We start from the raw sequence: 23,113 nt of genomic DNA on the forward strand, positions 1-23,113 counted from the left end.
CTTCAACCAATGGTGCAACGTTGACCTCATCGTAGACTCAAGTTCCCTGGGGCACCAGAGAGACGGAAGGTCCGGAGGTTGCCATTCGGCAACGTTTTGGTCTTCCCGGAGGTATCGACGTGGCAACAGGGCGGGACCTCGATCCAGAAGGGCGGGCGGATACTGGGCCCGTCACGGTGTTTCCAATTCCCATGCCCTCGCGGCTCCCGGGCAAGGCCTTCCGTGCCGGCACCGCCGGGACGCGTATGGCCGCACCGGTCCTTGCCCGGGCCCATGAAATGGCCGCCTGCCCACCAACTGTCGGTGGGCAGGCGGCCACTTTTGTGTCAGGACGCGCCGGTCGTGAATGACCAGGATGTCGAGACCAGCGGATTGATGGCCGCGTCGCGGATCGCGGTCGTTCCGCCGGTCACCCGGACGGTGTAGCGGGTGTTGGCCGCCAGACTGGCAGCAGGGTTCAGGATCCACTGGTTGGTGGTTCCGTTGCGCGTCACCGTTGCCGACACCACCGCACCGGTGGTGGCGTTGCGAAGGTTCAGCGTTGTGGTTCCGACTCCCAACACCGCTTCACTGAAGGTGACGGTGATGTTGTTCGCCCTGCGGATGGCAGTGGCGTTGACTGCCGGGACCCTGGCAGACACCACGGGTGCGGGGCCGGTGGTGAAGGTCCAGCTGTGGGTGGCCAGCGGGGCGCCCTGCGCGTCGCGGATCGCTGTGGTGCCGCCGGTGAGGACCGCGGTGTATCTGGTGTCGGCGGCCAAGTTCGCGGTCGGGTTCAACGTGGCTACCCGCGTGGTCGCGTTGTAGGAGACTGCGGATGGGATGGCTGCCCCGGTCGCCGCGTTTTTGAGGGTGAAGGTTGTCGCTCCCACCCCGGTTACGGGTTCGCTGAACGTTGTGGAGACGTTGCCGGCGACGGCGACGGACTTTGCCCCCGAGGCCGGTGTGCGGACGGTGACCGTCGGGGCCGCGTTCGTGGTGAAGGTCCACGTGGTGGTGGGTAGTGCGATGCCCGCCAAGTCGCGGACTGCGCTCGCGCCCCCGGTGATCCGAGCGGTGTAGACGGTGTTGAGAGCGAGGTTGGCCGTCGGATTCAGCGTTGCCCTGCGCGTCGCCTGGTCGTAGGTGACGGCCGCAGGGATGGTGGTCCCAGCGGGGTTCTTCAGGGTGAACGTTGTGGCGGATACTCCCTGGACGAACTCGCTGAAGACCGCGGAGACATTAGAGGCCGTGTTGACGTTCGTAGCGTTGGTTCCCGGACCGCGGCTGGAAATGGCGGGAGCGACGGTGTCCGCAGGGCCGATCCGGACTGTGCGGGTCGCTACGGCACCGGTGTTGCCCGCGGCATCGCTGGCTCGCACCTCAAACACGTAGGTTCCGTTGACCTGTGCGTCGTAGGTCTTCGCCGCCGGGCAACCTGCTTCCCAGTCGGGGTTGCTCGGGAGCAACCGGCATTCGAGGGTCGACCGTGCCTCATTGACCGCCGTGTTCAGGGTCGGAGTGTTATCCAGTGTGGGGGTCGAGGGGAATGGCGCGACCACGGAGGAGACCGGTGCCACGGTGTCCACCGTCGCGGTGAGTGTAGGCGAGGTCAGGTACGGCGGCGCTGCGGGGTCGGTGGCAACCAGAGGGTTGGCGATCCGGGCCTGGAATTTATGCACGCCGTTGGCCAGCGCCGTCGGCACGCGCAAGGAGTAGTTGCCGCCGGTGGCGACACCGCTCACGGCCGGGACCGTGGCACCGTCGACCATAAGCTCCACGGTGGATCCGGCGGTGGCGGTTCCCGTGAGGGTGGGAAGGTTGGTGCGGGTGATGTTGTCGGTGGTTGATCTGCCCGTGTCGCTGGCCGCTGCCAGGTCGGGGGTGCTCGGCGCCCCGTCGTCCCCCTGGTAGAGCAGGCCCTGGACGGTAAAGGTGCTCACCGTCAACGTGTCGATGCCAGGCCCGCCGGCGTTGGGGCCGGTGACGGTCACGAAATTATTGCCCGAGGGCGCCCCGGTGACCGCGCGGGCGGTGTTGATGTCGCCCAGGGTTCCGGGTGCCGCACCGACCTGGCGCAGGAAGGTCGCGGTGCTGCCCGTGGTGTAGTCGCCCAGGAATGCCGCGCCCACCTGGCCCCAGTTGCACGGGGAGGCAAGGGACGGGGCGCAGGCGCCCGAATCCAGGGTGACCTTGATGCGCCCGCCGACCTTGGGGTCGGCTTCGGCGGTGAAGGTGTTCACCCCGTAGGGGTGCGTCACGGTGTATTGCTGGCCCGCGACGATGTTCTCGATGATGAAGCGCAGCCGGCCAAAGCCCATCTGGTCCCCGTCCTGGACGATCTCGTTGGCATGCGCTGCCTCCAGGGCGGCCTCGTAGAGGCGCAGGTTCCCGCCGCTGGCTTCCGCGGCGAACCAGAATGCCTCATCGGGGAAATTGTCCGGGTAGGACGCTGGAAGATCGGGATTCGGTGGTTCCATCAGGCAGCCGGTGCCGGCCGTGTAGCACAGCTGGAGTTTCGCGGTGCCGTCGGAGAACCAGGTCGGGAAGCCATTTTGTGGATCGACCGGTCCATTGCCTGCGGTGTTGGCGGATGCCGCGGTTCCTGCCAACGGAACCAGTGCCGCGGCGAGCATAGCCGCGGACGCCGCACCTGCCAACACCGAGGACCGGGTTATTTTGAGGTCGCGCTTTCCCGTCCTTATGGTGCGGGTCTTCTGAAACATGATGACTCCTACTGCAGGGTGTGCCCCCCACTGGGCCGGAGCGACACCCCCGCCGCCCCATGAGCCCCATTTGTAGTCGCTCCAGGTTGTAAAAAACCTAGGGCCCGGAATCGTGCGCGCTCGGGCTGCGGCGAACGACGTAGGGCCCGGAGGTTGCCACAGGGCGCAAGCTTTTCGCATGGTATGTCCGCGAACGTTGTTCCACGGTTGACCTATGGTTCGAAGCCAACGCAGGATCTGAGACGGCGCTGATCGGAGGCTGCATGGAAGGCCGCCCGAGACGGATTTCGGGGTGCAGCCGCGCCCGTGCAATCCGGAACGGAACTCGCTATGGAGCGGTGCACGCGGGGATGTTGTTTCCCCAGACAATTCCTCGCGTGTGCTCCCCGAAGAATGCCATAGGGTTTCCTCGTCGGCGACTTCGTCCGCGGTCGGCAACCCTGGGCCGGACGGAGCCGCAGGCGCGCGAAAAGCGCCCGCTCGGCCAACGGCACCAGAATGGCTTTGATGCTTGCATACCAGTTGATGCAACTAGTCACACCATGCGGCCAGTCAGGGAACCTCCTGTAACGAACCGATAACGAGGTTTGGTAACGTTGGATGCCCATGCCCAACGTTCCGGGCATGGGACGCTGTCGATTTTCCAGGATGTATTGATGTCGCTTTCCTTACCTGCGCAACGCGTGGCAGGGCGGAGTCCACGTGCGGCGAACACCGCATCCGTTTTCAGGCCCGAGCTCCAGGGCCTGCGGGCGCTGGCCGTGCTGCTGGTTATGGTCTACCACGTGTGGTTTGGCCGGGTGTCCGGCGGCGTGGATGTGTTTCTGCTGCTCTCCGCGTTCTTCCTCACCGGTGCCTTCATCCGCAAGGTCGAGGGAGGGCGTCCGCTGGCCCTGCTGGGGTATTGGCTCAATGTCTTCCGCCGGCTGTTGCCGGCAGCGGTCCTGGTCCTGCTGGCGACCATCGCGGCCAGCGTCGCATTGCTGCCCAAGGCGCGCTGGAACTCCATCATGGAGCAGATCACCGCCAGCCTCTTCTACGCCCAAAACTGGCAGCTGGCCCGCGACTCGGTTGACTACTACGCTGCCGAGCACGCCACCGCCAGCCCGCTGCAGCACTTTTGGTCGCTGTCCATCCAGGGGCAGATCTTCATCCTCTGGCCGCTGTTGCTGGCCGCGGGCCTGATCCTGTGGAAGAGGCTCGTCACCAGGATTCCTTCGTTGAGCTACCGGATGGCCATGGGCGCGCTCTTTGGCACCGTCTTCCTGCTGTCCCTGGCCTACTCGGTGTACACCACTTCCACGGCGCAATCGTGGGCCTACTTCGACACGGGTGCACGGCTCTGGGAATTCGCGCTGGGTTCGCTGGTGGCCATCTTCCTGCCGATGCTCCAAAGGCTCCCCGCCGCCCTGACCGTCCCGCTGGGCTGGCTGGGCCTGGCGGCAATCCTCAGCTGCGGCATGCTGCTGCAGGTCCAGCAACAGTTCCCCGGTTACCTGGCGCTGTGGCCCACGCTCGCCGCCGCGCTGGTCATCATGTCCCCGAACCACCGCTTGGGCGTGCAGCGGGTGCTCGCGGTGCCGGTCCTCGGCTGGCTCGGGAACGTCTCCTATGCGCTCTACCTATGGCACTGGCCGGTCATGGTCTTCTTCCTGGTTGAATCCGGAAGTGCGGAGATCTCCGTCGGTGCCGGGCTGGGCATCATGCTGGTTTCCCTGTTGCTGGCGTGGGCCACCACGCGCATCGTCGAGTCGCCCCTGCGCTCCTGGCAGTGGCTCTCGGCCAAGCGCCGGCGCGTGGGGCTGGGCATCGCGGTGCTGCTCTCGCTGGTGCTCGCCCCGCTGGGCGGCTGGGAACACCGCGTCTCCGCCGAGGAGCTGAGGGCGGCCTCCCAGGCACCGGTCGAGAATCCCGGCGCGGCCATCCTGGACCCCGGCTTCGGGCACGAACCCAGTTCGGAGGCCGTCATGGTCCCGTTGACCACCAAGCTGGATGAGGAATGGTCGAACTTCGGTGCCGAGTGCACCGGAGCGTGGGCACCCGAATCGCCGGCCATCGAGTACTGCCAGCAGGGCGGAAACCCGAAGGCGGAAAAGACCATCGTGTTGCTGGGGGATTCGCACGCGCAGCACTGGAGCGGCGCGGTGGATGCGATGGCGCAGAAGCTGGGGTGGCGCTGGGTCCTGCTGACCAAGCCGTCGTGCCGCTTCGGCGGGCCCTCGGAAACCCGCGGAGAGGAATGCGGGGAGTTCAACGCGGCAGCCGGTGACTACGCACTGGAGCACGACCCCGACGCCGTGATCACCCTCGGCTCCTTTACCGCGCTGGGCCCCGACCGGCACGGCCACAGCGCCGGGGAGCTGGAACGGGTGGTGCCGGACTACGAGGCCGGCATCCGACCGCTGCTCGAGGCCGGCATCCCGGTCGTGGCGCTGCGCGACACCCCGCGCTTCACCACTCCCGTGCCCGATTGCGTGGACCGGTTCGGGGCACAGGCGCAGCAGTGCAGCGCACCGGTTTCCGAACTCATGGCCGAGACCTCCCCGCTGGAGGAGCTGGCGGCCTCGGGCAGCCTGGGGGAGGGGTTCTCCACCATGGACATGACCGACCAGCTGTGCCCCGACGGGATCTGCCGCCCGGTCATCGGCAACGTGCTGGTCTACATGGACCAGTCGCACCTGACCAGCACCTTTGCCAGGACCACCGCCGTGGAATTCGAGAAGCGCTTCCTCGCTGCGCTCACCGATTCGCCCTGACGCGGTGGTTCCCGGGCACCGGCCGGAGGGTGTCGCCGGGGCCCGCTCCACGGCGTAACCAAAGTGCCGCGCAAGCGTGATATTTCGGCACTTTCCGGGCGTGCCCGCGCGGCGTAGCGTTGCCTCCAAGCGGCCCCGCGATCCAGCCCGGCCGTGACCGCTCGCGCACCATCGGAGTCACCGCCATGAAAACGGAAATGGCACCCCTGTCCCTGTCATTGGCCAATCCCGTGAGCCGCAGGGCGGTGCTTTCGGCGGCCGTGGCGGGCCTGGCCGGCGCCGCGCTTGGCCCCGGGCTGCTTGCCGCCCCCGCCGCCGCGGCGGTCATCCGCAACCACGTCTACACCGTCTCCTCCCGCAATACCGCCACCTCCGCGACCTACCCGCGCACCGAGTTCCGTGCCCTGTGGACCGCGAGCGTGGTGAACATCGACTGGCCCTCAAAATCCGGGCTGACCGTGGCCGCCCAGCAATCGGAATTGCGCTCGATCCTGAACCTGGCCGTGTCGCGGAACCTCAACGCGGTGTTCCTGCAGGTCCGCCCCGCCGCCGACCGGATGTGGAAGTCCACGCTGGGGGAGCCGTGGTCCAGGTACCTCACCGGTACTCAGGGCAAGGACCCGGGCTACGACCCGCTGGCCTACGCGATCTCGGAGGCGCACAAACGCGGGATTGCCCTGCACGCCTGGATCAACCCCTTCCGCGTGGGGATGGACACCTCGCTGAACTCCCTGGTGGCCAGCCACCCGGCGCGGTTGAACCCTTCCTGGTCCTTCGCCTACGGGCCCCGGCGCTACTACAATCCGGGCATCCCGGCGGTGCGCAACTACATCCGCAGCGTGGTCATCGACCTGGTCAAGCGCTACGACGTGGACGGGGTCCACTTCGACGACTACTTCTACCCGTACCCGGTCTCCGGCCAGTCGATTCCCGACTCCTCGACCTACGCCACCTACAAGGGCTCGTTCACCTCGATTTCCTCCTGGCGGCGCAACAACATCAACGTGTTCGTCCGCGACACCCACAACGCCATTCGGGCAGCCAAGCCCCGGGTCGTGTTCGGCATCAGCCCCTTTGGCATCTGGGCCAACAGGACCTCCAGCACCCTGGGCTCGGCCACCAGCGGGCTGGAAAGCTTCTATGCCCTCTACGCCGACACCCGGCGCTGGGTCAAGGACGGTTGGGTCGACTACATTGCCCCGCAGCTCTACTGGTACCAGGGCTACACCGTGGCCAACTACAACGTGCTGGTGGACTGGTGGGCCAAGCAGGTCGCCGGGACCAACGTCAAGCTGTACACCGGGGAGGCCGCGTACAAGGTCGGCGACCCGGCGACTGCCGCCTGGCGGGATCCCAACGAGTTGCGCGACCACCTCACCAAGTGCCGCCAGGTGCCTGCGGTGCGCGGACACGCGTACTACAACACCACCGCCTTCAGGGAGAACAAGCTCAACGCCATCGGGATACTCAAGGCCCGCCACTACGCGCGGCCCTCACTGCCGGTCCCGTACCCGCAGCTGAACGCCATCCGCCCCTACACCCCGGCCATTTCCAAGGCCGTGCGCGAGGGCACCGGCGTGCGGTTGAGCTGGACCTCCAGTTCCAGCGGCGAGCCCATCAAGTTCATCGCCATCTGGCGCTGGGAATCCACCGGCACCGTTGTTCCCTACATCCAGTCCACCGGCACCTACCTGCGCGCGGTGCGCCGCCGCACCGCCGCCGCCCAGTCCTGGCTGGACACCGGCGTGGTGCTCGGACACAGCTACTGGTACATGATCCAGTCGATCAGCCAGACCGGGATCGACTCCTCGCGCGCCACCGCGATCTTCATCAGGGTGTGACGGATCACCTTCCTGCCGCCCGGCCCGACCGGCGATGCCGGCGACCTGCCCGCACGGGGGCCGGGGTCGCTGGACGCCGGACAGGGATCGAGCCGAACTTAGTGGCACATAGTTAACGGGTGGTCTCCGGGATCGCCCTTCCCAGTGTCCAACCCGCGGCTATTTGAAATTTGCCCGCTTGCGCGTCAAGAACCTGTCGGCTCGCTTCAAGGCGAGCGCCCTGACAGGGTCGGCGACGTAGATGACGTGGCCCCCGGAATCGAGCGTCACCTTGATGTTGCGTCACTGTTGGGAGTCTCCAGGAGCTTGTAGCGATCGGATTCAACTTGCCGGGCCGTTCTGATCTTGCTCATCGTCACCTCCTCCCTCTACCTGAATTATCCCTCCGGTACTGTTTGGGTAGACAGATCTCACTCCCCACCGAGGTACCCATCCATCATGGAAAGCTCCACGGAACTCGACTGTTGGCATTGGTAGACATGGGATGGCGAAACGAAAACTTTCGGTCCACGCAGAAACCCCCTTTGACGCAGGTCAGTCCTCGGCACGGTACGACTTCGATCTGCTTTCCAAATAGCTGGTAGCTGATCCAAATATGCCCCTTGCGGGACGATGCGACTGTTCCAGCGCCGAAGAAGAACGATTGCGGGTTCCCTGCGGACGAGCGAGCGTGGCCCTATGTCGATTGGGTTTCCGATATATTCGACGCATCAACGCACCATGAATTGGAGTCGACATGCTACCTGCGGTCAACGCCTGGGCTTTCGCCCTCGCCGCATTCGCCCTCATCCTCATTCCCGGCCCGAGCGTGCTTTTTGTCATCGGCCGCTCGCTCTCCCTGGGTCGCAAGGGCGGCTTTCTCAGCGTGCTCGGGAACGCACTCGGGGCGCTTCCGGCCGTAGCACTGGTGTCACTCGGCGTCGGTGCCCTTGTCGCCGAATCCGTAGTCGTCTTCATCATCATCAAGTTCCTCGGAGCCGGCTACTTGATCTACCTGGGAGTGCAGGCGATCCGCCATCGCAATGAACACACCGAAACCGACACCTCACCACGGGCTCGACCGTCATCCTTCCGCCTCATCCGTGAGGGATTCTTGGTTGGAGTAACCAATCCCAAGACCATCGTGTTCTTCGTCGCTGTGCTCCCGCAGTTCGTCAGCTACGAAAATGGGGCCATCCCGCTGCAAATGGCGACCCTCGGGATGATCTTCTTTGCCATTGGCGTGGCCAGTGACAGCGTGTGGGCGCTTACGGCCGGCACGGCACGGGCGTGGTTCGCACGTAGCCCGAAACGCCTCTCACACATGGGTGCCGGTGGCGGCGTGGTGATGATCGGCCTTGGCGGTGCGATGGCGCTCACCGGCAGTAAGACCTAGTCACGCATCGAAGCAAACGGCCAAATCCGTGCACAATCCACCTCGGGCCCATTCACTCCATTCCAGCCGACACTCGCTTCACAACCTTCTGATGCCGTGACCCATTTCGAATGGGAAGACCTCACGATCGAGAATCCCGCTTAGCGTCCCCCATCGGGATGGCCACTGCTAAGCAGGCGATCAAGGGAAAAGACATCAACAGCCCAGACATCTGGGCGTCATCTCCATTTCAGCACTGATGGGGGACCATCGTGGCATGGGCCCGCCTATGCCCCTGGCTCGTGCCAGTATCGGCGGGAGCCGCAGCACGCCTCTAGATTGCGCCAGACGCTTCGGCAGTGGGCGACCAGCTACCGTTCCGGGGCGCAAACGTTGGCGGCGGGCCGTGTCGTTCGTTTCCTGGCTACGGAGCATGGACCTCGGACTCTGCAGCGCGCCGCAGCAGGGACAGGTCGCGGAGGCGGGCGCGAGGAAATGCCCGGACGGGGCCGATGACTCTGAGGCCCACGCGCTGGTTGACGGGGGGCGCGTTTTGGCCAAGCACCCGTGCGATCACTGCTTGGGACGATGCGCCGCCGATGTCGTGCAGTTCCACGACGGCGTCGTGTCCGAAGTATGAAACGGCGCGGACCGTGGCTTCCACGTGGCCGCTCCCGACGGGGGTGAGGTTGATTTGCTCGGGTCGGACCATCACCTGGACCTCTCCGTCTGGGGTCCCTTCCTGGACGGCCAGGGTGCCAAGCAGGCAGGAGACAGCCCCGGCGAAAGACGTGCCGTCGAGCAGGACGGCCTCGCCCAGGAAGCGGGCCACCTCCGCGTCGACGGGCTGCCGGTATACCTCCGCCGGCGGGCCGAACTGCCGGAAGCGGCCGGTGTCAAGGATTGCGATCTCGTCAGCGAAGGAGAGAGCCTCGCCTTGGTCGTGGGTCACCAGGACCGCGGTCGCGCCCGCCGCCCGCAGGGCCCGGGCGGTGGCCTCGCGGGTGGCTGCGCGAAGCCCGCTGTCCAAGGCGGAGAACGGCTCGTCGAGCAGGATCAGTCCCGGGCGCGGAGCCAGCGCGCGTGCCAGGGCCACGCGCTGCTGCTGGCCTCCGGAGAGCCGGTCCGGCTGGCGGTCCGCCATCGCGGAGGGCAAGCCGACAAGATCGAGCAACTCGAGCACGCGGTCCCGATGGCGACGACGCGGCCACGGCAAGCCGAAGGCGATGTTGCCGGCCACCGACAGGTGCGGAAACAGCCCGCCTTCCTGGCGCACGTAGCCGATCCCGCGCTGTTCGGGCGGAACCCACACCCCTGGTCCGGCAACCACCCGGCCCCCGACCGACACCTCGCCACCGCTGGATGGAAGGAAGCCGGCGATGATGCGCAGCAGCGTTGTCTTGCCGCTGCCGGACCCACCCAGCACGGCCATGGTCGTGCCCTCCGCCACGGTGAGGTCGACGGACTTGAGCACCGCGTCGAGGCCGTAGTCGGCCGAGACGGCACGGACCTTGAGTTCGGTCATTTCTCCTCCAGGATCTGCCGCCGCAGCAGCAGGGTCAGGGGCACGGACAGGGCAATCATCACGGCGGCATACGGGGCCGCGGCGGCGTAGTCGAGTTGGCTGGCCTCGCGCCAGAAGGCCAGGGCCAAGGTCTCGGTCCCGGTGGGGGCGAGCAGCAGCGTGGCCGTCAGTTCGGTGCTGACGGCCAGCGCCACCAGGACAAGGCCCGTCATCACGGAGGGCGCCATCAACGGCAGGACGACCCGGACCAGGGTGCCCGTGCCGCCGGTTCCGAGGGAGCGCGCGGCCTCGGAAAGCTCGGGCGGAGCCGCAGCCAGCCCTGAGCGCAGTGAGACCATGGCCCGGGGGACGAAGAGGATGGCGTACGCCAGAACCGTCAGGGTGACGGTCTGGTACAGCGGGCCCGCCCATGTCACGGCCAGGGTCACCAGCCCCAGTCCGACGACGATGCCGGGCAGTGAGCTGGCGACGAAGGTGACGCGCTCCAGGGCCACGGTCAGGCCGGAGTGGTGCCGGTTCAGCAGCCAGGCACCCGGCAGCGCGGCAGCGGTCGCTGCCACGGCGCCCAGGGTTGCCAGGCCCACCGTGCCAAGGGTGGCGTCCAGCAGGCCTGTATCGAGCAGGCCGGCCCATCCCTCGGAGGCGGCGAGCCATCGACCCACGCTGGCGACCGGGACCACCAAGGCCCCGGCGACGAGCGCCGCGAGCAACAGCATGGCCGGTGCGGTCCAGGCACCCAGGGCGTGGGGCACGGGAGGGCTCTGTGTCCCCGATCCCAGGCGCGCGACGCGGCGCCTGCCCCGGGCGATCAGCTCCAGCAACAGCGCCAGCAGGCACAGCCCGACCAGCACGGAGGCCAGCAGGCTCCCGGAGGTATCGCTGAAGCCCACCGCGTATTGCTGCATGATCGCCGTCGTGAATGTCGGGAACCGCATCATCTCCAGGACGCCATACTCCGCCAGCAGGTGCAGCGCCACCAGCAGGGCGCCGCCGCTGAGCGAGGGACGCAGCCGGGGCAGCACGGTGCGCATGACGGCGGCGGCCGGGGAGAGCCCGAGCGAGCGGGCGGCATCCTCGTCGGCCGGATCCAGGGCGCGCAACTGCGCAGCGACGGGCAGGAAGACGAATGGATAGTAGGCCAGGGTGGTCACCAGGGCCGACCCGGCGAAACCGGTCAGGCCCGGCGCGACGGTCACCCAGGCGTAGGCACTGACGAACGAGGGGACGGCCAGCGGCGCCAGCAGCAGGGTCCGCCACCAGGCGGCGCCGGGCAGGGCCGTGCGCTCCACGAGCCAGGCCGCGGCTGCCCCGAGCACGACGGCTGCCGGCACCGTGACGGCCACCAGCAATCCGGTGTTTGCCAGCAGGTTCCCGATGCGGGGCCGGAACAGGTATTCGGCCGCGCGGGCCGGTCCCTCCGCGAGTGCGGCGGGAAGGGCGATGAGCACCGGCAGCAGGGTGAGGGCCGCGACGAGGGTCGCGGCGGCCACCACGCCGCGCGTGCTAGAGGATCCCGACATCCGTCATCAAGGCGATCACTTGGTCGGAGTTGAGGGAGGAGACCTCAACGGCTGGGGCTTCCAATTCCTCCAGCGACGGGAGGGCCGGGTCCGAATTCGCCCCGGTGCCCACCGCGTACTCCATGGACCCGCTGTCGACGAGGGCCCGCTGGCCCTTGGGGCCGGTGACGTACTCGAGGAACCTCTGGGCCTGCTCGGGCATGTCGCTCGAGGCCAGTACCCCGCCGGCCGACAAGCTGACGAACGCGCCCGGGTCCTCACCGCCGAAGTAGTGCAACGCCGTGTTCGCGCTGCCCTGCCGGTCCCCGGCCTGGTCGCGGTACCAGTAGTAGTGGTACATGATCCCGACCGGGACCTGTCCGGCATTGACCGCCTTCATCGTGGCGATGTTGTTCTGGTACACCTCGGCGTTATCCGCCAGCGCCTGAAGCCAGGCGCGGGTCTCGGACTCGCCGCGTTCGGCGAGCATGCCCGCGGCGATGGCCTGGAAGTCGGCGCCGCCGGGGGCGGCGCCCCACTTGCCCGACCACTTCGGGTCGGCGAGCTCCATCATCGAGGACGGCAGGTCCTGTTCGCTGATGAGGTCCTTGTTGTAGACCAGCACGGTGGACCGGGCAGCGATCGGCGCCCAGAGCCGGGAGGACGGAGCGAGGCCGTCGCGGACCTGGTCCAGGGCGGTTGCGTCCACCGGCGCGAGAAGCCCCTCGCGTTCGACGAGGGTCATGGCCGGGGAATTCTCGGTGAGGAACACGTCGGCCGGAGAGGAGTTGCCCTCTTTCACGATCATGTGGCCCATGGAGGAGTCCTGGCCGTCGCGGACCTGGGTCGGGATGCCGGTCTCCTCGGTGAACTCCGCGGCAACGGCCTTGGTGACCTCGATGTGCTGGGCGGAGTAGATCTGCAGCGTGTCGGGCTGCGGGGCGTAGGCCTCCTCGCCGGCCTGGCCGCCGGAGCAGGCGGCCAGGGCCAGCGGCAGTGCGAGTGCAATGGCGAGCATGGGACGGCGTGTGTGGGTCATGGCGTTCTTTCATTCCATCGGTTGGGTGCGGGGACCAGGTCCTGCAGGCGCCGCATGGGGCGGTCGGCCAGGCGCCAGAGCAGGCATCCGACCCCCAGTGCGGCCACCGTCTCGACAACGTCGTTCTCGAAGGCGGAGAGCACCAGGAACTGGACCAGGTAAATGTACAGGGAGGCGGCGGCCAGCAGGCCGAGCAGGGGCAGCAGGAACGCGGGTACCCGCATCCGTGGAACCAGGATCAGGGCGGCGAGGCCGGCGACGACGACGGCATTGCGCAGGGGCTGGTCGGCAAAGAATGTTGCGCCGCCGATTACGCCCAGGGCCAGGGTCAGCCAGCGGCGCCGGCGGGTGTCGGCATGGGCCGCGGCCGCGCCCACGCCCACCAGCCACAGGGTCGTGGGCATGATCGATTGCGCCATCGAGTCCTCCGTCAGCGCCAGGACAACGACTCGGGGCACCAGGGCCGCGGCGGTGAACCAGGCGGCCACGCGCCAGGGGTCGGCCTTCCACGCACGGGCAAGGGCCGGAACGGAGATCACCGCGGTGAGCACCAGGAGGCTGGCGACGAGGGCGTCGATGAACCAGTACTCGTTGCGCGTGGATCCTTCGGTGGTGTCGCCGATCAGCCAGTGGCTGAGCAGGATGTTGGACCATCCGTAGCGTCCGGTGGTGAGCATGGCGAACAGCGCGATGAGCATCGTCGGGACGGCCACGCCGATCAGGATCCGTGCGGTGGCCCGCCACCTGTCGGCCACGCCGGGCGCGGAGAGTCCGAAGCGGACGGTGTTGTATCCCGCGATGGCCAGCAGCAGGTGTGCCCCGCCCATGACGTCGAACAGGTCCGCGTGGGAGCCGCAGATGGCCACGACGGCCAGCGCGCGCATCACGACGGAGGTCTCCACGGTGCGCCAGATCCGGGGCGGGCGGTTGCGCGTTCGGGCAAGGCCGGCGGCTCCCGGATCGGCGGGCGCGTTGCGCCGGTGGGCGGCCAGGTCCGCCAACTCGGACAGGGTTCGATGGTGCCAACCGCGGGGCAGCGGTCCGACGATGCCCTCGAGACGGAGGGAAGCCTGGACGTGGCTGAGCGAATCCCCGCCGTGCTGGACGAAGCTGCGGCCAAGGTCGACGGAGTCGGTGCCCAACACCTCCGAGACAACCTTCGCGACCTCGGCGGCCGCGCTCTTGGCCCCGGCAGGGGCCGTTGCCGCGGCGGCATGGCCGGCGGCGCCGGCGAGCACCAGTGCCGCGCAGCCGGGCCGGTCCAGCTTCCCGTTGGCCAGGCGCGGCAGCTCGGTGACCGCGACGGCTACTGCTGCGGCACCCAGGCCCGAGGCCTGCCCGGCGATCCGTCGGGCTTCGGCCGTGGTGGCATCGGGGGCTCCTGAGGGCCGGGGCTCGACGGCGACCAGCAGCCGGGTTCCGTCCCCGCCCACGCACGCCGTGTGACCTGCCGCATCCAGGGCATGCTCGACGGCGCCCACGTCAATGCGCACGCCCATGACCTTGACGAATCCGGAGCGCCGCCCGACAATCCTCAGCAGCCCGTCGGGCCCGATGCGCCCGAGGTCCCCGGTGCGCAGCTCGGTCAGCATCGGGCCAAGCGCCAGGTCGTCGGGGTGTTCGGCGTATCCCATCATGACGCCGGGGCCGCGCACGACGACTTCGCCGGCTCCGTCGACCGCCTCGGGCACGGTCGTGTCAAAATGCAGTGAGGTTCCGGAGACGGGCTTGCCCACGGCGTCGGGGTTGTCTGCGGCCAGGGCCGGATCCAGGACGCAGATGCGGGCGGTGGCTTCCGTCTGCCCGTACATCACCGACAGTCCCCACCCTTGCGCGCGGCCGAGGTCGGCGGTGCGCCGGACCCGGTCAGGGTGCATGCGGCCACCGGCCTGGGCCATCAGACGCAGCGAAGGGTGGCTCGCTTCGAGTACGCCGGTGGATTCCATGAGCTCGACCATGTGGGGGACCGCGGCCAGGTTGGTGACGCCGAGGCCGTCGATGGCGTCCCAGAGGGAGCCGTCGAGGACCGAACCCTCGTGCAGGACGACGGATGCGCCGGCGACCAGGTGCGAGTGGAGGACCGAGAGTCCAAAGCAGTAGTGCAGGGGGAGGCTGGTGATGGCCCGGTCGGTCTCGGTGAGGCGCAGTGCCTTGGCGATGGCGGAGGCATTGGCGGCCAGGTTTCGATGGGAGAGCCTGACGAGCTTGGGGGATCCGGTGCTGCCGGAGGTGCTCAGCAGCAACGCCAGGTCGGGGTGCAGCACGTGCAGCGGGGCGCCTGAGGCGAACTCGAACGGGTGCTCCGGGTCGCCGGTGGCTGTCACATCCGGCCGGTAACGCTCGAGCATCGCAGCCGTCCGGGGCTCGTCCGAGGTCACGAGAGCGACGTGGCCGGCCTCAAGCGTCGCGAGATAGGCGGCGACACTGTGCACCTCGGCGCGCAACGGCAGGTGCACCAGGCGCTTCCCGGTCGCGGCGTCCGGGAGATGGAGGACGAGCCGGTCCACGGCGGCGCGCAGCTCACCGTACGATATGGCTTTTCCGTCCGCGCTCAGCAGCGCGGTCAGTGGCGCCCGGGGGGAGCCGAAGGCGCGGTCCAGTAGTGAATCCTGGCCGGGGGTCGGGGCCGTGAGGTCTTGCACGGGAGTTTGCGTCACGAAAGCTAAGGTTAGCCTAAGGCAAGTAGACAAGAGAAGCATGAGGCAATTTATGGCGGAGGTATGGTGGTCCTCGCTCACTGCGGCCGGGCACGGGCACTTGGACATGCTTGACCCCACCGAACGCGCCCGGCTGGAGTCGTTGGAAAGGCCTGCTGACCGCGGCCGATTTCTGGTGGGGGCAGTGCTGCTCCGCGTAGCCGTCGCCTCCCATGCCGGCATTGCCCCGACCGACGTCTCCATCGACCGAACCTGCAATGAATGTGGCGCACCTCACGGCGCGCCCCGCGTCATGAACCCGGGGATGGCCGCGCCGTGGGTGTCCGTGTCGCATTCCGGGGTGCTCGTCGTCGTGGCGCTCAGCACCATGGGACCGGTCGGAGTGGACGTGCAGCGGATCGCAGATCTGAATGACCCGGCAGCCGCGGCAGGGTGGGTTCGGCGGGAGGCGCTGTTCAAGGCGCGGTCCGGTGGGCCCGCAGCCGGCGGTTCGGTGTGCGAGTTGCAGGCCCCGTTGGCGGGATACGCCGCCGCCGCGGCGCTTCCCGCCCGCGACGACCGTGACTTTGTTGTCCTGAGCTGGCCTTGACGGCATCGAGGCCCCCCAAGCGGTGGAGGACTTTCGGCACCGGCGCTGGCCCCAACGCATCAGGAGGAGCGGCACGACCATGCAGATGTCGATGGTCGCAGGCCTGGCCTTCCCGGGGGCGGCGCTCAGCGCTCTTTTCATGAAGGGAATGGACGAGGGACATCCGTCGCACCAAAGGTCCGTGGTTAGGGGGCAGGGTGTCGCGCGCAGCGGTCCGGGGGAGTTGCGTTCACCACACCTACCATGGGGGAATGTCGCTTGGGAGTGAAGCGTTCTAGGATGTAATCAATCCCCGCACCGGCGTGAAAGGTCCCCCGTGACTGAGTTCAATCCATTTGCCTTTGAAGGCCTCACCTACGATGACGTCTTGCTGCTTCCCGGCCCGACGGATGTGATCCCCTCGGAGGCTGACACCACCACGCGCCTGACCAAGCGGATCAACATCAACATCCCGCTGCTTTCCGCTGCCATGGACACCGTGACCGAGGCACCGATGGCCATCGCACTGGCCCGCCAGGGCGGCATCGGCATCATCCACCGCAACCTGTCGATCGATGACCAGGCCAACCAGGTGGACCAGGTCAAGCGCAGCGAATCGGGCATGATCACCAACCCCGTGACGGTGAACCCGGGCGCGACGCTGGCCGAATGGGACGACCTGTGCGCGCACTACCGCGTCTCGGGCCTGCCGGTGGTGGACGAGAACCGCAAGCTGCTGGGCATCATCACCAACCGCGACACCCGCTTTGTGCCGCGCGAAAACTACATGACCACCAAGGTCTATGAAGCCATGACGGCCATGCCGCTGATCACCGCCCGGGTCGGGGTGTCCCGCGAAGAGGTCATCGCGCTGCTGGGCAAGCACCGCATCGAGAAGCTTCCGCTGGTCGACAACGACGGCGTGCTGCAGGGATTGATCACCGTCAAGGACTTCGACAAGGCCGAGCAGTACCCGCTGGCCACCAAGGACGACGAGGGCCGCCTGCGCGTCGGCGCCGCCGTCGGCTTCTTCGGCGAGGGCTACGACCGTGCCATGAAGCTGGTCGAGGCCGGCGTCGACGTGCTGGTCGTGGACACCGCCAACGGACACACCCAGGGCGTGCTGGACATGATCGCCCGCCTGAAGAAGGACCCGGCGGCCGCACACGTGGACGTCATCGGCGGCCAGGCCGCGACCCGCGAGGGCGCCCAGGCACTGATCGACGCCGGCGCCGACGCCATCAAGGTCGGCGTGGGCCCGGGCTCCATCTGCACCACCCGCATCGTTGCAGGTGTCGGCGTCCCGCAGGTCACCGCCATCTACGAGGCCGCCAAGGCCGCCATTCCGGCAGGCGTCCCGGTCATCGCCGACGGCGGCCTGCAGCACTCCGGCGACATCGGCAAGGCACTGGTTGCCGGTGCCGACTCGGTGATGCTCGGATCCCTGCTGGCCGGCACCGCCGAGTCCCCGGGCGACCTGGTGTTCATGAACGGCAAGCAGTTCAAGGCCTACCGCGGCATGGGCTCACTTGGTGCCATGGAGACCCGCGGCAAGAACACCTCCTACTCCAAGGACCGCTACTTCCAGTCGGACGCGCCCTCCAACGAGAAGCTGATCCCCGAGGGCATCGAGGGACAGGTCCCGTACCGCGGCCCGCTCTCGGCCGTGGCCCACCAGCTGGTCGGCGGCCTGCGCCAGACCATGTTCTACGTTGGCGGACGCACCATCCCGGACCTGAAGGAACGCGGAAAGTTCGTGCGCATCACCGCTGCCGGGCTGAAGGAATCGCACCCGCACGACATCATGATGACCGTCGAGGCCCCGAACTACCGTTCGCGCTAGACACCGTCTGATTCGAAGGCCCCGGCCGCTGTCTCGCTCATCGCAAGACAGTGCCGGGGCCTTCTTCGTGCTCCTGCACGGTCGCGCCAACGACGTGGGAAAACCCACATCCTGCGATTCGCCCAAGCGTTCCCAAACAGTGGGCTAAGTGACACTGCAAAGCATTGGCGCGTGGCTGCCTGACATGAGTACACTTGACTACCGGCCCTGTCTCCCCCAAGTGCGGGGCCGTTTCGGAAGGAACTGGTTACCCCCAAGTTCCAGTTCCTTCCAAGGGAGATACGCCGCAGACCCCAAGCTACAGGCACTCCAGGCAGGGTTTCGCTGACAAGTCGGTGAAACCCTGCCCTTCCTTTTTGGGCCAGGGCCTTGGTGTGCTGCCGGAATCACCGGCCGACCGGCGGGTTCCCGGCCATCTCGTCATCGGGATGGGTTCCCTGTCCATGCTCGGTGGCCGGAGGGGAATCGCGTCGCGGTTCCGCATGCCGTGCGTGCAGTAAGACAAGGATGAAGATGCCCAGTACGGCACCGACGGTGTTGGCCACGATGTCCAGGAGCGAGGCGAAACGGTTGGGCAGCAGCAGTGCCTGGCCGAGCTCGATGAGGCAGGACGCGGCGAAGCCAGCGGCCAGCGGGTGCCACCATTTCCTGGTCCATGCCGCGGCGATGTAACCGAATGGAATGAAAAGCAGGATGTTGGCGCCGAATTCAAACTTGTTGTACCCGATGAACGAGGGCATGCCATGTGCGTGCAGCCACCCGATGACACTGCTCAGGCTTCCGCTGACTGGACGGTCCACCGGGGTCGGCCAAAAGGCGATCATCGCCAAGGCCAACAAATATGCGGCGGCGAGGATTACGGTGAAACGGAAGTGCGGCTTGGTCATGTGGCTTGGTCGGGCGGGGTGTTTGCGGGCGTGTAGGCGCCCGTACGAATTGCGGGAAGGCATCCCGGCAAGTCTACGGCAGGGCCGCGCGCCGGGGATTTTGCGGGGGACCGGCAAGCGGTCGTCGTGAGAAGGCCCCGGCACCCGGGATCGGATGAGTGCGGATCAGCAGCGCCGAAGCAATGACTTCTCGAACTCGGCGGCGTCCACCGGGCGGGCGTAGAGGAATCCCTGCGCCGTGGTGAAGCCCATGGACTTGAGCTTGTCGGATTGCTCCGCGGTCTCCACACCTTCAACGATGCACTTGAGATTGCAGGCGGCGATGAGGTCTGAGATGGCTTGCAGGAAGGATTCCTGTCGAGGGTCCACGGCAATGTCATCGATGAGCGACTTGTCGATCTTGGCGCCCCCCACCGGCAATTGCCGAAGGTAACTGATGGAGGAATAACCGGTGCCGAAGTCGTCGATGAAAACTTCGACACCCATTTTTTGCAAGGCCAGTAGCGTGTATCGGTGGAGGTTGTCTCCTGACATCAACCGGTCTTCGGTGATTTCCAATGACAGGACGGACGCCGGCAACCCATGGTGGCGCAGTGCATTGCGCACCACGTCGGCGAAGTGCAGGTCATGCAACTCACGGGAGGTGACGTTCAGGTGCACCTTGAACGCGGAGTCGACGAGTTTCTCGGTCCGCCATTTCTTGACGTCGCCCAAGGCCCTCTCCAGCAGGTATTCGGTGAGTTCCCCGATCATGCCCGATTCCTCGGCGGTTGGCAGGAACTGGTCGGGCCGAACAAGTCCATATCCGTCCCGCTGCCACCTCACCAGTGCCTCCGCACCCACGATGCGTTCATCGCGAATGCAAACCACCGCTTGGTAGGCCGGAAAGAACTGCTCGGTTCCCAGCGCCCGCCTCAGGTCGGCAAGCATCTCTGCCTTTTCCCGCCGTTCATAGAGCATGAACGACTCGAACTCCACGACTTTTTCGGTTCGGGAACGCTTGGCAACATACATCGCCGTATCCGCTTCCAGCACCAAACTATCAGCCGAATGGGCCGCCGTGGCCCTGACGATCCCGAGACTGGTGCCGGGGTTCAGGTGTATATCGTCAATGACCATGTCCTCGTTCATTGCGGCAACAATGCGTCGACCTACGCTCGTGGCGCTTTGTTCGGGCATGCGTATGAGAATGGCGAATTCGTCGCCCCCGAGGCGGGCCACGACGTCTTCGGTGCGGACGCAGTTGCGCAGTCTGTCGGCCAACTGGCACAGCACGTTGTCACCTACCGCATGACCGTAGGTGTCGTTGATGCTCTTGAATGCATCCAGATCCAGGAGCATAAGAATCGGGGCGGAATCGCTGCTGTCGAAGGTCTCCAGTGTCCTTTCGATTTCATTCATGAGCGCGGATCGGTTGGCCAGCTCCGTCAACGGGTCCGTAAAGGCAAGTTGCTCCATTTGGTCCCGAGCCGCCTCGAGTAGCCGAGTGCGTTCGGCGACGCGGCGATCGAGGGTGGAATACGTTGTTTCCAATTCGGAAGCCATGGCATTGATCCCCATGATGATGGCGTCGATTTCATCGCGCTTGCTGCTGGGGTTTAGCAAGGTCTTAAAGTCCATGTCAGCGATCCTGAGTATGGCGTCTACGATCTGGGGAATGCGGGGTTCAGCCCCATCCGGAGTCCGGGAATCACTCATGGTTCAACAAGAATGCCAGGGCATCCTGGCGATTCTCAACATAGGTAAACCGACGCGATGTGTCGATCTTGCGCATGAAGAACCGTGCAAGTACGCGATCTGCCGGCCCCGAGCCCTGAAAGACGCTTCGCACGCCTTTCGTCGTGGAATTGAAGATGCAGGAGACTTCTGGATCTATGGAGTCCAGACCACAAATATCGACGAGAAGGTACCTGACTCGCCGTTCGGCCTTGCCGATATCCTCCAGGAGCTCCAGGACCATGGGGACCGTGAGCTCGGTGCGGGGCTTGAAGTCGATTTCGAGCAGTTCGTTGCCATGAAACGTGAGCAACGCAGGCCCGCTCTCCATGGTCGGCATGGTGAGGACATCCGCGGACCCCGGTGTCCCCAAGATGCTGGCCGGCTCTTCTGGGCCACCGGGAATCATCCCGATCGCGGGAATTATGGTCATGGCTATTTCACCCCAATCCTCTTGCGGCGATCGTCACTTCCACGAAGGTCGCGATCCAGTCGGCGGTCGCCCTGGTACAGCAAGGTGGACCAGTCCGTGTTCTCCGGTGTCGCCACCGGATAGGACTCGGTGACAATCTTGGCCTTCTTGGGCGCGACATAAAGCCAATTGGCGACTCCCAAGACCATATCCACGATTGAGTTCTTGAAACCGATGTAGGCGCGAATGGCGTAAAGTGCCAACACGCTATTGAACGCAGCGAAGGCGAAATTGCCCCAGTTTCTTTCCTGGAAATCCCGCCACATGGTGAAGAGCGAAAAGAGGACGATCAAATAGGGGATGGCCACGTAGAGGCCGGGGGAAGCGGTCCGGTTCCTGACCTTCGGGGTCCTGACGAAGGGAATCTTTTCACCGGTAAATGCCTGCTCGGTGGACTTGAGGACTCCCGCCATGTTCACCGGAAGAAGGATCAGGTTGAAGCCGTAGATCCTGAAGATGTCACTGAATCGATGCCCACAGTCGCGCAGGTCGCTGCCCATGGCAATGAAGTACGGAAGTGCCGCCGCGAAAATAAGTGGGCTGAGCAAGCGTCCGTCGTAGGGGTAGGCCAGGAGGAAAACCAGACCGACGCTGGCCCACGCAATCGAGGCCATATAGTTGACGCGCAGCAGCACTTCGCGCAATTTGATCCGTTCGTTGCGGCGTTTGCGTTCACTGATCTGTAACCAGAATTTCGGAAGGATCAGGAGCCCGCCGTTGGCCCACCGCCGGCGCTGGACCACCAGCGAACCAAAGTCCGGAGGGGTTGCGCTGTAGCTGAGCCGTTCAGGATAATTGGACAAGGTCCATCCATGGGTACCGAGGTCGATGCTTGACTCGGTGTCTTCGATGACGGTGCGGTCCTGAATGTAGGTGTGGATTTCGTATCCGCCGACGGTGTGGGTCTGGCGAATGTCCAAAAGTGCCTGCTTGCGAATGATGGCATTGGCACCTACCCAGAATGTGGCGTTGTAGTGCGTCTTTCCCTGATGGAGGATGTGCTGGATATCTGTCGAAGCTCCCGCGAGACGTTCGATGCGGGTGGGCGCGCCGCGAAAAGACGAATACGGGGTCTGGGTTACCGCAACGCGTGAGTTTTCCTCCGATTCCAGGAAATACACCAGACGCAGGCAATAGTCCCGCAGCAACAACGAGTCGGCGTCGAGCGTGAGCAGGTAGTCGGAATCTGGAATGTCCAGGACTCGCGCGCTGTCCGGGAGCTCCTGGGCCGGATCGAGCGCTCGCAGCACCTCGACGTCCCCGCGCTGGTCAACGAGCCACTTTTGTCCCATGAGGGAGATGTAAGCGTTCAGGTTCATGGCCTTATTGACGGCCTGTGAAAGGTTGGCGTACTTTTTGCGTTCGAAGTAGTGCATGTGCACGGAAAAAATGCGCACCAAACGCAGGTGCAGTTCTTCAAGCCGATCGTTGCTTGGTGAATCATCCTGCGAGGCGGCAGCGTTCAAAGCCAGCGTGGTCAGACGGAGTTCGCGTGCCAGACCCATGATGACCGAGTCAACGAAGAACTCGTCCACGTGGTCCTCGACTTTTTCATTGGCCGCCATGGCCTCCAGCCAAGTGGAGGCGTCTTCGTAGGCAGCGATGGTGGTGGCAAGCATTTGCCCTGCCGTGGCGCCGACGTCACGTTGGCGTCCAAGCAAGGCGTGCGACGCAGCCGCGGCAATGCGCGCCGGTTCCAGAGCTTCCTGGATCCCTGCAGCCAAGGCGCGGGTTTCCTCCAGCTTTGCAAGGACTTCGAAATCCTTCGGATAGGGATTGTCGTCCACGAGCAAAACCACGTGCAGGTTCGTAAATTCCTGAAGCGCAGCCGACCAAAGGGTTTGCCGGACAACTGATGGCTCTTCGGCGTAGCTGGGAACCAACGTTGTGATCGACTTGTCGTAGGAACGAAAGTGCCGATCCAGCTCGCCACGGGGAACGCGGCGGTGCCTGGCGAAACGCAGAAGAGCGCCCTGTCTGGCAATCAGGTACATCAGTGCCGAAAAAGTCAGGAAGGTGACCACGGCAAGATACATGGCGGCCTCAAACCGGAAACGGAATCCCGCATCCGGATTGTCTGCCAGTTGCCTGACGATGGTGCTGATGACGTAGGCGGTCCAAGCCAAAATCGTCGTGACAATCGCTATCCGTCCCCACGCCATCTTGCGTCGGGAGGGCATCGGATGAACTATCGACAATGGTTCAGATCGCTTTTCGGCGCCCCATTGCCGCTTGCGCATCTCCAAAATGC

Annotated in this window: 14 protein-coding genes; 5 read left to right on the forward strand and 9 right to left on the reverse strand. The window is 65.7% G+C overall.

All coding sequences use genetic code 11. The features are described 5' to 3' along the window. Window positions 1-326 precede the first annotated feature (326 nt). Entirely contained in the window at window positions 327-2,705 is a 2,379-nt protein-coding gene (locus Q2T94_RS15130; protein WP_302265431.1) for an Ig-like domain-containing protein, read from the reverse strand. A gap of 656 nt (window positions 2,706-3,361) precedes the next feature. Between Q2T94_RS15130 and Q2T94_RS15135 the strand changes: the two genes are divergently transcribed. The 3 genes from Q2T94_RS15135 to Q2T94_RS15145 all read left to right on the forward strand — a co-directional run bounded on the left by Q2T94_RS15135 (window position 3,362) and on the right by Q2T94_RS15145 (window position 8,677). Then, window positions 3,362-5,461, forward strand: coding sequence for an acyltransferase family protein (locus Q2T94_RS15135; RefSeq protein ID WP_302265433.1), 2,100 nt, complete (start codon window positions 3,362-3,364; stop codon window positions 5,459-5,461). Window positions 5,462-5,646: 185 nt separating this feature from the next. Continuing rightward, window positions 5,647-7,302, forward strand: coding sequence for a glycoside hydrolase family 10-like protein (locus tag Q2T94_RS15140; protein WP_302265436.1), 1,656 nt, complete (start codon window positions 5,647-5,649; stop codon window positions 7,300-7,302). Window positions 7,303-8,038: 736 nt separating this feature from the next. Continuing rightward, window positions 8,039-8,677, forward strand: a complete 639-nt coding sequence (locus tag Q2T94_RS15145) for a LysE family translocator (protein ID WP_302265437.1) — start codon at window positions 8,039-8,041, stop codon at window positions 8,675-8,677. Window positions 8,678-9,080: 403 nt separating this feature from the next. On the opposite strand, the gene Q2T94_RS15150 is transcribed toward Q2T94_RS15145, so the two are convergent. Genes Q2T94_RS15150 through Q2T94_RS15165 form a run of 4 tightly spaced genes read right to left on the reverse strand, consistent with a single transcriptional unit; the run spans window position 9,081 to window position 15,376 of the window. Continuing rightward, window positions 9,081-10,181: an ABC transporter ATP-binding protein gene (locus Q2T94_RS15150; protein ID WP_302265439.1), complete on the reverse strand. Its 1,101-nt coding sequence runs from the start codon at window positions 10,179-10,181 to the stop codon at window positions 9,081-9,083. Then, the gene (locus Q2T94_RS15155; RefSeq protein WP_302265441.1) at window positions 10,178-11,701 is read right to left on the reverse strand and encodes an ABC transporter permease; all 1,524 of its coding nucleotides are present in this window, start codon (window positions 11,699-11,701) and stop codon (window positions 10,178-10,180) included. Before Q2T94_RS15155 ends, Q2T94_RS15150 begins: the two co-directional genes overlap by 4 nt. After that, a complete protein-coding gene (locus tag Q2T94_RS15160) occupies window positions 11,685-12,719 on the reverse strand; it encodes an extracellular solute-binding protein (RefSeq protein WP_302265444.1) in 1,035 nt (344 codons plus the stop codon). Before Q2T94_RS15160 ends, Q2T94_RS15155 begins: the two co-directional genes overlap by 17 nt. Further along, window positions 12,716-15,376, reverse strand: a complete 2,661-nt coding sequence (locus tag Q2T94_RS15165; protein ID WP_302265447.1) for a non-ribosomal peptide synthetase — start codon at window positions 15,374-15,376, stop codon at window positions 12,716-12,718. Before Q2T94_RS15165 ends, Q2T94_RS15160 begins: the two co-directional genes overlap by 4 nt. 40 nt (window positions 15,377-15,416) lie before the next feature. Between Q2T94_RS15165 and Q2T94_RS15170 the strand changes: the two genes are divergently transcribed. Together Q2T94_RS15170 and guaB are read left to right on the forward strand one after the other, a co-directional pair. Beyond that, on the forward strand, window positions 15,417-15,965 hold the full coding sequence (locus tag Q2T94_RS15170) for a 4'-phosphopantetheinyl transferase family protein (protein WP_302265450.1): 549 nt from the start codon (window positions 15,417-15,419) through the stop codon (window positions 15,963-15,965). Window positions 15,966-16,281: 316 nt separating this feature from the next. Further along, window positions 16,282-17,787 (forward strand): IMP dehydrogenase, encoded by a 1,506-nt coding sequence (guaB, locus tag Q2T94_RS15175; RefSeq protein WP_264271669.1) that lies wholly within the window; start codon window positions 16,282-16,284, stop codon window positions 17,785-17,787. A gap of 386 nt (window positions 17,788-18,173) precedes the next feature. On the opposite strand, the gene Q2T94_RS15180 is transcribed toward guaB, so the two are convergent. From Q2T94_RS15180 to Q2T94_RS15195, 4 genes are all read right to left on the reverse strand, one after another. Beyond that, window positions 18,174-18,674: a VanZ family protein gene (locus tag Q2T94_RS15180; protein WP_302265455.1), complete on the reverse strand. Its 501-nt coding sequence runs from the start codon at window positions 18,672-18,674 to the stop codon at window positions 18,174-18,176. Window positions 18,675-18,839: 165 nt separating this feature from the next. Next, on the reverse strand, window positions 18,840-20,294 hold the full coding sequence (locus Q2T94_RS15185; RefSeq protein WP_302265457.1) for a putative bifunctional diguanylate cyclase/phosphodiesterase: 1,455 nt from the start codon (window positions 20,292-20,294) through the stop codon (window positions 18,840-18,842). 70 nt (window positions 20,295-20,364) lie between these two features. Further along, window positions 20,365-20,823: a hypothetical protein gene (locus tag Q2T94_RS15190; RefSeq protein WP_302265459.1), complete on the reverse strand. Its 459-nt coding sequence runs from the start codon at window positions 20,821-20,823 to the stop codon at window positions 20,365-20,367. 2 nt (window positions 20,824-20,825) lie between these two features. Beyond that, a complete protein-coding gene (locus Q2T94_RS15195; protein ID WP_302265460.1) occupies window positions 20,826-23,042 on the reverse strand; it encodes a glycosyltransferase family 2 protein in 2,217 nt (738 codons plus the stop codon). Between the last annotated feature and the right edge of the window lie 71 nt (window positions 23,043-23,113).

This window comes from Paeniglutamicibacter sulfureus (genome assembly GCF_030512175.1).
In the GTDB taxonomy this organism is placed as follows: domain Bacteria; phylum Actinomycetota; class Actinomycetes; order Actinomycetales; family Micrococcaceae; genus Paeniglutamicibacter; species Paeniglutamicibacter sulfureus.

Excerpts from the sequence above, each read along its gene's own strand:
- Q2T94_RS15130 (WP_302265431.1), bottom strand. The coding sequence starts at position 2,705 with ATGTTTCAGAAGACCCGCACCATAAGGACGGGAAAGCGCGACCTCAAA.
- Q2T94_RS15135 (WP_302265433.1), top strand. The coding sequence starts at position 3,362 with ATGTCGCTTTCCTTACCTGCGCAACGCGTGGCAGGGCGGAGTCCACGT.
- Q2T94_RS15140 (WP_302265436.1), top strand. The coding sequence starts at position 5,647 with ATGAAAACGGAAATGGCACCCCTGTCCCTGTCATTGGCCAATCCCGTG.
- Q2T94_RS15145 (WP_302265437.1), top strand. The coding sequence starts at position 8,039 with ATGCTACCTGCGGTCAACGCCTGGGCTTTCGCCCTCGCCGCATTCGCC.
- Q2T94_RS15150 (WP_302265439.1), bottom strand. The coding sequence starts at position 10,181 with ATGACCGAACTCAAGGTCCGTGCCGTCTCGGCCGACTACGGCCTCGAC.
- Q2T94_RS15155 (WP_302265441.1), bottom strand. The coding sequence starts at position 11,701 with ATGTCGGGATCCTCTAGCACGCGCGGCGTGGTGGCCGCCGCGACCCTC.
- Q2T94_RS15160 (WP_302265444.1), bottom strand. The coding sequence starts at position 12,719 with ATGACCCACACACGCCGTCCCATGCTCGCCATTGCACTCGCACTGCCG.
- Q2T94_RS15170 (WP_302265450.1), top strand. The coding sequence starts at position 15,417 with ATGAGGCAATTTATGGCGGAGGTATGGTGGTCCTCGCTCACTGCGGCC.
- Q2T94_RS15180 (WP_302265455.1), bottom strand. The coding sequence starts at position 18,674 with ATGACCAAGCCGCACTTCCGTTTCACCGTAATCCTCGCCGCCGCATAT.
- Q2T94_RS15185 (WP_302265457.1), bottom strand. The coding sequence starts at position 20,294 with ATGGACTTTAAGACCTTGCTAAACCCCAGCAGCAAGCGCGATGAAATC.
- Q2T94_RS15190 (WP_302265459.1), bottom strand. The coding sequence starts at position 20,823 with ATGACCATAATTCCCGCGATCGGGATGATTCCCGGTGGCCCAGAAGAG.
- Q2T94_RS15195 (WP_302265460.1), bottom strand. The coding sequence starts at position 23,042 with ATGCCCTCCCGACGCAAGATGGCGTGGGGACGGATAGCGATTGTCACG.